The sequence below is a fragment of the Paraburkholderia sp. 31.1 genome (assembly GCF_014397645.1).
GTDB classification, from domain to species: domain Bacteria; phylum Pseudomonadota; class Gammaproteobacteria; order Burkholderiales; family Burkholderiaceae; genus Paraburkholderia; species Paraburkholderia tuberum.
Genome location: NZ_VZQN01000001.1, coordinates 104,415 through 116,193 on the forward strand (window position 1 = coordinate 104,415; position 11,779 = coordinate 116,193).

An 11,779-nucleotide genomic window follows, 5' to 3' on the forward strand; every position below is an offset into this window, starting at 1 on the left:
CGGCGCAAGAGCAGTAAGTGGAAGCAAGATAGCATCGGCTTTCGCCGCGCCCAACGAAGTTATCTTCACACTGTTATCAGCATGGCGGAGGCAAGCAACTGACGACTCACGCGCTTTGCGCGAGCGCGCGCGCCGGCGCATCCATGCGCGCCGCGAACCACGTCAGCAGCAGCGCGGCGACGCTGACCGCAGCCGCGACCCACGGCAAGGTATCGAGCGCGTGACCGTGATTGATCACGAGACCGCCGAGCCACGCACCCGCCGCATTGCCGACGTTGAACGCGCCGATGTTCAGCGTCGATGCGAGATTCGGCGCGGCGGCCGCCTTCTCGACCACGCGCATCTGCAACGGCGGCACCGTCGCGAACGCCGCGATGCCCCACACGAACACCGTAATCGCGGCAGCCGCTTGCGAATGGCTGGTGCGCGCGAAGATCGCCATCACGACCGCGAGCGCGGCGAGAATGCCCATCAGCGACGGCATCAGCGCGCGGTCCGCAAGCTTGCCGCCGATCATGTTGCCGACCGTCAGGCCCACGCCGAACAGCACGAGGATCAGCGTCACGCCGCGCGGCGAAAAACCGCTCACCTGCTCGAGGATCGGCGCGATATAGGTGAACACGACGAACACACCCCCGAAGCCGAGCACCGTCATCGCGAGGGCGCTCCACACTTGCGGGTCTTGCAGCACGCGCACTTCGTGGGCGAGGCCGGCGGGGCCGGTGTCGTGGCGGTTCGGCACCAGCGCGCTGATGCCCGCGAGCGACAGCACGCCGAAGCCGCTGACGATCCAGAACGCCGCGCGCCAGCCGAACTGCTGGCCGATGAAGGTGCCGAACGGCACGCCGAGCACGTTCGCGAGCGTGAGGCCCGTGAACATCAGCGCGATCGCGCTCGCGCGCTTTTCGGCCGGCACGAGCGATGCCGCGACCACCGCGCCGATGCCGAAGAACGAGCCGTGCGCGAACGAGGTCACGACGCGCGCGATCATCAGCACCGAATAGCCCGGCGCCACCGCGCACAACACATTGCCGACGATGAACACGCCCATCAGCAGCTGCAGCGCGAACTTGCGCGACATCCTGCTCGTGACTACCGCGAGCAGTGGCGCGCCGACCGCGACGCCGAGCGCATAGCCGCTGACGAGCAGGCCCGCGGACGGGATCGACACGGCCAGATCGCGCGCCACTTCGGGCAACAGGCCCATGATGACGAATTCGGTGGTACCGATGGCGAATGCGCTAATCGCGAGCGCGAGTAATGGCATGGGCATTTTTCCGCTCCGGGAATGAGGTGGGATCAGGGTTTGGGTTGAAGGGCCTGGCGCGGCGATCACATGCACTACCGGGCAGCCGCTTGCGTATAGCCAGTAGCCCTCGACGGAAAACGGCGGGCGCGAGCCTTCGGTGAACCCGGCGATGTCGACGAAGAAACGTCGGGCGGAATCGAGGTCGGCGGTGACGATGGTCGCGTGATCGAGTTGCATGACGAAGGACAGCAGCGGAGGTTTCGACGGCTGCATTGTCGCGGCGTGACGCCAATTTGATAATTGGCGTAGCATTTGAAGCATTTTCAAATTCTGCTTGAAAGCCAGCGATGGATAACCTCGGCGACATCCGCCTCTTCGTCGAAGCGGCGCAGCAAGGCAGCCTGTCGGCGGCGGGCCGCAAGATGGGCCTGACACCCGCCGCGGCGAGCGCGCGGCTCGCGAAACTGGAAGCGAGGCTCAAAGCGCGCCTGTTCGAGCGCACCACGCGGCAGCTACGGCTCACCGACGAAGGCCGCCTCTACCTGAACTGCTGCCGCCAGGCGCTGCAATCGCTGGACGACGCCGAAGCCGCGCTGCAGGCGGGCCAGGGCGTCGTGCGCGGCAAGGTGCGGGTGTCGGCGACCTCGGACTTCGGCCGCAACCTGCTGATGCACTGGCTCGACGAATTCAACGCGCTGTACCCGGACGTGACGTTCGCGTTGACGCTGTCGGATGCGCTGGCCAATCTAGTGCAGGAGGACATCGATCTGGCGATCCGCTTCGGCGTGCCGCAGGACAGCTCGCTGGTCGCGCGCCGGCTCGCGCCGAACCGGCGGGTGCTGTGCGCATCACCGGAATACGTCGGGCGTCGCGGCGAGCCGAAGGACCCGCTCGACCTCGCCAATTTCGACTGCATCGTGCTCGGCACCGCATCGGGGCCGGCCAGCGAATGGCGCTTCACGCGCGGTGACGAGGTGCAGCACTACAGCGTGCCGTTCGAAGCGGCGCGCGAAACCAACGACGGCGCGGTCGCGCGCGAATGGGCGCTGCGCGGCTACGGCATCGCGATCAAATCGATGTGGGACGTGGAAGCGGACCTGCGCGCCGGCCGCCTGAAGATCCTGCTGCCGGAATGGCGCTACCCCGATGCGCCGCTGCACGCGCTGTATCACCGCAATCGCTTCATGGCGCCGCGCGTGCGCGTGCTGCTCGATTTCCTCGCCGAGCGCTTCGCGCAGGTGTCGGATGAACTGGAAAGCCTGCTGGGACTGCCGCCGGACCGGCCAATGAGCGCCGAAACCCCGTTGCGTGAAGGGCTATAATATGCAGTTACGCTGCAAAGACACGCGCAAGCCGGCCATCACGCGCCGCTCTGTCCCGCGCCGCGGCCTCCTTCACCTTTTTACGACGCCCCCAGGTTAACCACTGCGACCGGCGAAATTCGATGACCAAGAAAGTTTATGTAAAGACCTTTGGCTGCCAGATGAACGAGTACGACTCCGACAAGATGGTCGACGTGCTCGGTGCCGCTGAAGGACTCGTCAAGACCGACACGCCGGAAGACGCCGACGTGATCCTGTTCAACACCTGCTCGGTGCGCGAAAAAGCGCAGGAAAAAGTCTTCTCCGACCTCGGCCGCGTACGCGAGCTGAAGGACGCGAATCCGAATCTGATCATTGGCGTAGGTGGCTGTGTCGCGAGTCAGGAAGGCGCATCGATCGTCGCGCGCGCGCCGTACGTCGATATCGTGTTCGGTCCGCAAACGCTGCACCGCCTGCCGCAGATGATCGACGAGCGCCGCGCGAGCGGCCGCGCGCAGGTCGATATTTCGTTTCCCGAAATCGAGAAGTTCGATCACCTGCCGCCGGCGCGCGTCGAAGGTCCGAGCGCGTTCGTGTCGATCATGGAAGGCTGCAGCAAGTACTGCAGCTACTGCGTCGTGCCGTACACGCGCGGCGAGGAAGTGTCGCGTCCGCTCGACGACGTGCTGACCGAAATCGCCGGCCTCGCCGACCAGGGCGTGCGCGAAGTCACGCTGCTGGGCCAGAACGTGAACGCTTATCGTGGAAAATTCGGCGGCGCGCTGACCGTGGGTTCGACCGAGATCGCCGACTTCGCGACGCTGATCGAATACGTCGCGGACCTCCCCGGCATCGAACGGATCCGCTACACGACGTCGCATCCGAAGGAGTTCACGCAGCGCCTGATCGACACCTACGCGAAGGTGCCGAAGCTCGTCAGCCACCTGCATCTGCCGGTGCAGCACGGCTCCGACCGCATCCTGATGGCGATGAAGCGCGGCTACACCGTGCTCGAGTACAAGTCGGTGATCCGCAAGCTGCGCGCGATTCGCCCGGACCTGTCGCTGTCGACGGACATGATCGTCGGCTTCCCCGGCGAGACCGAGGAAGACTTCGCGAAGATGATGGCGCTCGTCGAAGAGATGAAGTACGACACGAGCTTCTCGTTCATCTACAGCCCGCGTCCCGGTACCCCGGCCGCGAACCTGCACGACGACACGCCGCGCGAGGTGAAGCTCAAGCGCCTGCAACATCTGCAGGCCACGATCGAAGAGAACGTGCAGCGCATCAGCGACGCGATGGTCGGCAAGGTCGAACGCATTCTGGTCGAGCGCCCGGCGCGCAAGGACCCGAACGAGCTCGCGGGCCGCACCGGGAACAACCGCGTCGTCAATTTCCCGGCGCCGGTCGCGTCGCATGCACGGCTGATCGGTCAGATGGTCGACGTGAAGATCGTGCACGCGTATCCGCACTCGCTGCGTGGTGAACTCGTGATGGTTCACGACGACAGCGCCGCGACGACGCATTGAACGACATTCTGAGTACCGCAACCGACAGGATCGACTCACCGCCTTGAAGACCACTCAGCATCCTCTGGAATTCACCGCACCGCGCGAAGATAACGCGCGGCTCGCCAACCTCTGCGGACCGCTCGACGAAAATCTGCGGCAGATCGAGCAGGCGCTCGACGTGACCCTGCAGCGCCGCGGCCACCGCATCGCGATCCGCGGGCGCGGCGCGAAGCTCGCGCTCACCGCGCTCGAAAACTTCTACAACAACGCGCGCGAGCCTTTGTCGGTCGACGACATCCAGCTCGCGCTCATCGAAGTGCGTCATCCGGTGCGTCATCGTTCGAATGGCAACGGCAACGGCAATGGCGACCCCGTCGACGCGCACTTCGCCGGCAATCCCGATCACCCGTTCGACCAGCCCGCCGACGCCGCTGCGAGCGAGGAGGACTTCGAGGAATACGGCCCGAAGCTGTACACGCGACGCGCGGATCTGCGCGGCCGCACGCCGGCGCAGCGCGATTACCTGAAGCAGATCGTGTCGCACGACGTCACGTTCGGCGTCGGCCCGGCCGGCACCGGCAAGACCTATCTCGCGGTGGCCTGCGCGGTCGACGCGCTCGAGCGCGACCAGGTCAAACGCATCGTGCTGACGCGCCCGGCCGTCGAGGCGGGCGAGCGGCTCGGCTTTTTGCCGGGCGATCTCGCGCAGAAAGTCGATCCGTATCTGCGCCCGCTCTACGACGCGCTGTACGACCTGCTCGGCTTCGACAAAACCGCGAAGATGTTCGAGCGGCAGATGATCGAAATCGCGCCGCTCGCATACATGCGCGGCCGCACGCTGAATCACGCGTTCATCATCCTCGACGAGGCGCAGAACACCACGCCCGAGCAGATGAAGATGTTCCTCACGCGAATCGGCTTCGGCTCGAAGGCGGTCGTCACCGGCGACACGACCCAGGTCGATCTGCCGCGCGGCCAGAAGAGCGGGCTGATCGAAGCGCAACAGGTGCTCGCGAACGTGCGCGGCATCGCGCTTACGCGTTTCACGAGCGCGGACGTGGTGCGGCATCCGCTGGTCGCGCGAATTGTGGAGGCGTACGATGCGCATGCGCAGAAGTCGCCGGCCGCGGTCGATCCGCGGTAAAGCGATGCGCTTCGCAGCGCGAGGTCCGCGTCGCCTCGCCGCAAAAAAAGACTGAGCCAGGAATGCCACGCATAGAAACCGCATGAGCCGCACCCCGAAACTGACGTTGAGCCTGCAATTCCCCGCCGCCAAAGCCTGGCCGGAACACAAGGCGCTGCTGCCGCGCGCGACGGTGGCCGGCTGGATCAAGGCGGCGCTATTCGCGGACGGCGAACTGACGGTTCGGTTCGTCGACGCCGAAGAAGGCCGCACGCTGAATCGCACCTATCGCGGCAAGGATTACGCGACCAACGTGCTGACCTTCGCCTATGCCGAATCGGAAGATGATCCGGTCACGGGCGATCTGATTCTGTGCTGCCCGGTGGTCGGGAAGGAAGCCGCCGAGCAGGGCAAGCCGCTCGCCGCGCATTACGCGCACCTGCTCGTGCACGGCACGCTGCATGCGCAGGGCTACGACCACGAGGTCGAAGAAGAAGCCGAGGAAATGGAAGCGATCGAAACCGAAATCCTCGGCAAGCTCGGCTTTCCGGACCCTTACCAATAGGCGTTCCGCCCCTCCTCGACGCCAGCCCGCCCCAACCCACCGTGAGCACTCCGTCCCCCGAAGCCGATATCCCCGTGCGCTGTCCGGACTACCCGCCGGTGCTCGGCGACTCGCGGCTCCTGACGGACGACGAACTGCGCGCGTCGCTCGAATCCACGTTGCGCGGCTGGGACCGCCAAAGCGATCTGTGGCTGTTCGGCTATGGCTCGCTGATCTGGAACCCGGGCCTGCCGACCGTCGAGGCGATGCGCTCGAAGGTGCACGGCTATCACCGCGGCCTCTATCTGTGGTCGCGAGTCAATCGCGGCACGCCAGAGCAGCCCGGCCTCGTGCTCGCGCTCGATCGCGGCGGCTCGTGCACCGGCATGGCCTTCCGGCTCGCGGCCGATGGCTCGAGGCCGCATCTCGAAGCACTGTGGCGCCGCGAAATGCCGATGGGCTCGTACCGTCCCGCGTGGCTGCCGTGCGTGCTCGCAGACGGCCGGCGCGTCGACGCGCTCGCATTCGTGATGCGCCGCGACGTGCCGAGCTACACCGGCAAGTTGCGCGACGACATCATCCAGACCGTGCTGGGCTGTGCGAGCGGCCGCTACGGCACGACCTTCGATTACGTGAGCCGCACCGTGCACGCGCTGCGCGAAAGCGGCATGCCGGACCGCGCGCTCGAAGCGCTGCTCGCGCGCTGCAAGCCGGCCGTGTGACCGCGGCATCTCGGCGAAAACCCCACCCGCGACTTTTTTGCCAGCGAGCACTTTTGCCCGCGTAATCGGTTAGGATGATTCCACGCTCCGCCGTCGCGGCGGGGCCGTTTCACCCTGGCTTCGCTCATCGCCGGGCCCGGCGGGACACGGTTCCGCCATGCGCCTGGTGTATCCTTAACGCTCTGCAACAGCGCGCCCAGTCTCGCCGGGCGCACTACCATGAACGACACGTATCCCAGTCGACGCCATACCGGACGTCAACTCGACAAACCGCAGGAAAAGCGCTCGCTGCTCGAGCGCCTGACCGACTTCATCTCGCCCGAGCCCGACTCGCGCGCCGAACTTCTGGAAATTCTGCAGGACGCGCACGAACGCAACCTGATCGACGCCGACTCGCTGTCGATGATCGAAGGCGTGTTCCAGGTGTCGGAACTGAGCGCACGCGACATCATGGTGCCGCGCGCGCAAATGGACGCGATCAACATCGCGGACAATCCCGCTGAATTCATCCCCTACGTGCTGGACAAGGCGCATTCGCGCTATCCGGTCTACGAGGGCAATCGCGACAACATCATCGGCGTGCTGCTCGCGAAAGATCTGCTGCGCTACTACGCCGAAGAAGAGTTCGACGTGCGCGGCATGCTGCGCCCTGCCGTGTTCATCCCCGAGTCGAAGCGGCTGAACGTGCTGCTGCACGACTTTCGCGTGAACCGCAACCACCTCGCGGTGGTCGTCGACGAGTACGGCGGCGTCGCGGGCCTGATCACGATCGAAGACGTACTGGAGCAGATCGTCGGCGACATCGAGGACGAATACGATTTCGACGAGGAGAGCGGCAACATCATCGCTTCGCCGGACGGACGCTTCCGCGTGCGCGCGCTGACCGAGATCGAGCAGTTCAACGACACCTTCGGCACGCATTATTCGGACGACGAAGTCGACACGATCGGCGGGCTGGTCACGCATCACTTCGGCCGGGTGCCGCATCGGGGCGAGAAAGTCCGCCTCGACGACCTGATCTTCGAGATCCTGCGCGGCGACGCCCGCCAGATCCACATGCTGCTGGTGCGCCGCGACCCGCTCGCGGGCGAGCGCGAGCGCGAGTCACAGCACGCGCAGACCTGAGCCGGCGGCTCGGGCCGATGCACGGCCTGAGCGCCCGCGCGCTTTCGTTGCCGGCGCATTTGCCAACTCGTTTGCCTACTGAGTTGCCCTTTCAACTACCGACGCCGACCGCGCAACAATGGCCGACCCGATCACTTCCCGTTCGCACCGCGGCGTGAGCGCCCCCGCCCCCGCTTCCACCGAAGACGGCACGCGCAGCCGCGCGCTGCCGCGCTGGCACTACCTCGTCGCACTGGCCGCTGGCGCGGCCAATACGCTGTCGTTCGCGCCGACGCCGCATGGCGGCTGGCTGCAACTCGCGATCTTCGTGTTGTTCTTCGCGTGGCTCACGCGCAGCACCGGCTGGAAAAGCGCCGCGCTGACGGGCGGCGCGTTCGGCTTCGGCAACTTCGTGAGCGGGGTCTGGTGGCTGTATGTGAGCATGCACTACTACGGCGGCATGCCGGCACCGCTCGCCGGCACGGCGCTCGTGCTGTTCTGCCTGTATCTCGCGGTCTATCCGGCGCTCGCCGCGGGGGTGTGGTCGTTCTGCGCGGGCCATGCGCGCAACGGCGCGGCCGACGAGCGCGCGCCATTCTCGCCGACCTGGCACGGCGCGCTCGCCTTTGCGAGCGCGTGGGCGATCGGCGAATGGCTGCGCGGCACGGTGTTCACCGGCTTTCCGTGGCTCGCCAGCGGTTATGCGCAGGTCGACGGCCCGTTGGCGGGGTTTGCGCCGGTGGTCGGCGTATATGGCGTCGGTTGGATGGTTGCGCTGACGGCCGCGTTGATCGTGCAGGCGTTGCTGGCGCTGCCGCCGTCGTGGCGCTCCGGGCGGGCGAATGAATCGCTCGAGCCGAACGCCAGCGCCGCTGATGACGCCGGCGGTCGCGCCGCGCGGGGCCGCGGCACGCGCATCGCCCCCATCGTCGTGCCTGCTGGCGTCGCGCTCGCGCTGCTCGTGATCGGCCTGCTGCTGCCGCTCGTGCAGTGGACCACGCCCGCCAACGCGGCGCTGTCGGTGCGGCTGCTGCAAGGCAACGTGAAGCAGGAGATGAAGTTCGAGGAAGCCGGCTTGCGCGCGGCGGTCGACGAGTATCAGCAGATGATCACGTCGAAGCCGGCCGATCTGATCGTCACGCCGGAAACCGCGATCCCCGTGCTCGCGCAGCAGCTTCCGCCGAACTTCGCGGCCGCGATCCGCCAGTTCACGGATTCGACCGGCAGCGCGCTGCTGTTCGGCGCGATCGGCGGCACGATCACGCCGGACGGCCGGGTGGTCGACTACACCAACAGCCTGTTCGGCGTCACGCCCGGCTCGCACGAGATTTATCGCTACGACAAGCACCATCTGGTACCGTTCGGCGAATTCGTGCCGTGGGGCTTCCGCTGGTTCGTGAACCTGATGAACATTCCGCTCGGCGATTTCTTCCGCGGCCCGCCGGTACAAAAGCCGTTCATGGTGCATAACCAGCCGGTCGCGGTGAACATCTGCTACGAGGACATCTTCGGCGAGGAGATCGCGCGCACGCTGCGCGAGAATGCGACGCCCGCCGGCGTGCTGATCAACTCGACCAATCTCGCGTGGTTCGGCGACACGATCGCGCTCGACCAGCATCTGCAGATCGCGCGCATGCGCTCGCTCGAAACCGGCCGGCCGATGCTGCGCGCAACCAACACCGGCATCACCGCCGCGATCGACGCGAACGGCCGCGTGATCGGGCGCCTGACGCCCTACACGGTCGGTTCGCTCGACGTGCGCGTGCAGGGCACCTCAGGCTACACGCCTTACGTGACGAGCGGCAACAACACGGTGCTCGCGGTGTCGGCGCTGCTGCTCGCGTTCGGTTTCGCGTTCGGACCGGGGCTCGCGCGGCGACGCAACGGCAAGCGGTAACGCCGACGCCAAAGGCACGACACCCGCAAAAAAAATGCGCCTGACATGCAGGCGCATTTTTTTCATGCTCGTTCGAGCTTCGTCAATCCTTCGGCACCGTATCGATGAACGACTGCCGCAGCGACAGCTTCTGGAAGTGCTTGTCCAGGTTCGGATGCGATTCGCGCCAGTTCAGTTCCGGCATACGGAAGTCCAGATAGCCGAGCGCGCAGCCCACCGCGATGTCGGCCAGCGTGTAGTGATTGCTCGCACACCACGGCTTGCTGCCGAGCCCTTGCGACATCGCGATCAGCGCTTCGTCGATCTTGCGCTGCTGCCGCGCGAGCCACGCGTCCACGCGCTGCTCGGGCGCGCGCTGCGTGCCTTCGAGACGGATCAGCACGGCCGCGTCGAGCATGCCGTCGGCGAGCGCTTCCCAGCAGCGCACTGCGACGCGCTCGCGCCCCGACGGCGGAATCAGCTTGCCGACCGGCGACAGCGTATCGACGTACTCGCAGATCACGCGTGAATCGAACACGGCCTCGCCGTCTTCCATCACGAGGCACGGCACCTTGCCGAGCGGATTGAAGGTGTGAATCCGGGTATCCGGCGCCCAGACGTTCTCGGGCACCAGTTCGTAGTCGATCTTCTTATCGGCGAGCACGATGCGTGCTTTGCGCACGAACGGGCTGCCGAACGAACCGATGAGTTTCATCATGACCTTCTGCCTTTTTCTGAATCCGGCGAAAGTATAAGTGGTCCAAGGCTTCCGCGAGCGTGCTGGCGCCATCTTCGCGAACCGCCCGCCGAGCCGCTGTGGACAGATTGCAACACGACGGCGACCGCCGCGCCGTCCGGAGCCGCACAAAGCGAGTCAATGTCCTGCGCGGAGAATGGGGCCAGGAGAATCGCGGCGCTACAATCGCACGATGAACCAGCCGACCGAACCCACCATCGCCATCGACGTCTACCGCACGCGCCGCGAGCGCGTTCTCGCCGCGCTGCGCGCCGCGGGCGGCGGCGTCGCCATCGTCCCGACCGCGCCGGAAGCGCTGCGCAACCGCGACACTGACTACCCGTACCGCCACGACAGCTACTTCTATTATCTGACCGGCTTCACCGAGCCCGAAGCGCTGCTGGTGCTCGATGCCAGCGCCGCGCCCGGCGCGCCCGCGTCGATGCTGTTCTGCCGCGAGAAAAGCGTCGAGCGCGAGACATGGGAAGGCTTCCGCTTCGGCCCCGACGGCGCGCGCGAAGCATTCGGGCTCGACGCCGCGTTCCCGATCGGCGAACTCGACACGCAGCTGCCGCGCATCATCGCCGACAAGCCGGCGCTGCACTACGCGTTCGGCACCTCGGCGCATTTCGACGAGCAGGTGCGCGGCTGGCTCGACGCGGTGCGCGCGCAAAGCCGCGGCGGCACCGTCGCGCCCACGGCCGCGCGCGACCTGCTGCCGTTGCTCGACGAGATGCGGCTCGTCAAGGACGACCACGAACTCGCGATCATGCGCCGCGCCGGACAGATTTCAGCGGCCGCGCATCGTCGCGCGATGGCGCTGTGCCGGCCCGGTATCCGCGAGTACGAACTCGAGGCCGAACTGCTCTACACGTTCCGCAAGTTTGGCGCGCAGGCGCCGGCCTATACGTCGATCGTCGCGGCTGGCGCGAACGCGTGCGTGCTGCACTACCCGGCCGGCAACGCGATCGCGCGCGACGGCGACCTGATCCTGATCGACGCGGCCTGCGAACTCGACGGCTACGCGTCCGACATCACGCGCACGTTTCCGGCGAGCGGGCGTTTCACGCCGGCGCAGCGCGAGCTGTACGACATCGTGCTGGCAGCGCAGCAGGCCGCCGTCGACGCGACGCGCGCCGGTGCGAGCTTCGACGCTCCGCATCAGGCCGCGCTGCGCGTGCTGTCGCAGGGGCTGCTCGACACCGGCATCGTGCCGCGCGCGAAGTTCGCCTCGGTCGACGACGTGATCGCCGAGCGCGCCTACGTGCCGTTCTACATGCACCGCACCGGCCACTGGCTCGGCATGGACGTGCACGACTGCGGCGACTACCGCGAGCGCGGCGCGCCGCGCGACGAAGCGGGCGTGCTGCCGTGGCGCACGCTGCGCGCGTCGATGACGCTGACGATCGAGCCGGGCTTGTACGTCCGCCCGGCCGAGGGTGTGCCCGAACGCTACTGGAACATCGGCATCCGCATCGAGGACGACGCGATCGTGACGCCGAGCGGCTGTGAGCTGATCACGCGCAACGTGCCGGTCGCCGCCGACGAGATCGAGGCGCTGATGCAGGAAGCACGAGCCCTCCATCAAGCGTCGCATCAACAGAGGACCTAAT

General features: G+C 66.6%; 10 protein-coding genes. 8 read left to right on the plus strand and 2 right to left on the minus strand.

Annotated elements, in window-relative coordinates; genetic code table 11:
* Positions 1-106: 106 nt before the first annotated feature.
* Positions 107-1,273, minus strand: a complete 1,167-nt coding sequence (locus F6X37_RS00485; RefSeq protein ID WP_187610024.1) for an MFS transporter — start codon at positions 1,271-1,273, stop codon at positions 107-109.
* Between the two features lie 323 nt (positions 1,274-1,596).
* On the opposite strand from F6X37_RS00485, the gene F6X37_RS00490 reads away from it, so the two are divergent.
* The 7 genes from F6X37_RS00490 (at position 1,597) to lnt (ending at position 9,451) form a co-directional block, all read left to right on the plus strand.
* Positions 1,597-2,571 (plus strand): LysR family transcriptional regulator, encoded by a 975-nt coding sequence (locus F6X37_RS00490; protein WP_187609951.1) that lies wholly within the window; start codon positions 1,597-1,599, stop codon positions 2,569-2,571.
* 122 nt (positions 2,572-2,693) lie between these two features.
* The gene (gene miaB, locus F6X37_RS00495) at positions 2,694-4,079 is read left to right on the plus strand and encodes a tRNA (N6-isopentenyl adenosine(37)-C2)-methylthiotransferase MiaB (RefSeq protein ID WP_187609952.1); all 1,386 of its coding nucleotides are present in this window, start codon (positions 2,694-2,696) and stop codon (positions 4,077-4,079) included.
* 43 nt (positions 4,080-4,122) lie between these two features.
* Entirely contained in the window at positions 4,123-5,205 is a 1,083-nt protein-coding gene (locus F6X37_RS00500) for a PhoH family protein (protein WP_187609953.1), read from the plus strand.
* 82 nt (positions 5,206-5,287) lie between these two features.
* Positions 5,288-5,749 (plus strand): rRNA maturation RNase YbeY, encoded by a 462-nt coding sequence (ybeY, locus tag F6X37_RS00505; protein ID WP_187609954.1) that lies wholly within the window; start codon positions 5,288-5,290, stop codon positions 5,747-5,749.
* 41 nt (positions 5,750-5,790) lie between these two features.
* Positions 5,791-6,450, plus strand: a complete 660-nt coding sequence (locus tag F6X37_RS00510) for a gamma-glutamylcyclotransferase (RefSeq protein WP_090801802.1) — start codon at positions 5,791-5,793, stop codon at positions 6,448-6,450.
* A gap of 219 nt (positions 6,451-6,669) precedes the next feature.
* Positions 6,670-7,575 (plus strand): HlyC/CorC family transporter, encoded by a 906-nt coding sequence (locus F6X37_RS00515; RefSeq protein ID WP_187609955.1) that lies wholly within the window; start codon positions 6,670-6,672, stop codon positions 7,573-7,575.
* A 118-nt stretch (positions 7,576-7,693) separates the two neighbouring features.
* On the plus strand, positions 7,694-9,451 hold the full coding sequence (gene lnt / locus F6X37_RS00520) for an apolipoprotein N-acyltransferase (protein ID WP_187609956.1): 1,758 nt from the start codon (positions 7,694-7,696) through the stop codon (positions 9,449-9,451).
* Between the two features lie 82 nt (positions 9,452-9,533).
* Here the strand turns inward: lnt and F6X37_RS00525 are convergent, their stop codons facing one another.
* Positions 9,534-10,148, minus strand: coding sequence for a glutathione S-transferase C-terminal domain-containing protein (locus tag F6X37_RS00525; RefSeq protein WP_018421769.1), 615 nt, complete (start codon positions 10,146-10,148; stop codon positions 9,534-9,536).
* Between the two features lie 211 nt (positions 10,149-10,359).
* On the opposite strand from F6X37_RS00525, the gene F6X37_RS00530 reads away from it, so the two are divergent.
* Entirely contained in the window at positions 10,360-11,778 is a 1,419-nt protein-coding gene (locus F6X37_RS00530) for an aminopeptidase P N-terminal domain-containing protein (RefSeq protein ID WP_187609957.1), read from the plus strand.
* Position 11,779: the final 1 nt, after the last annotated feature.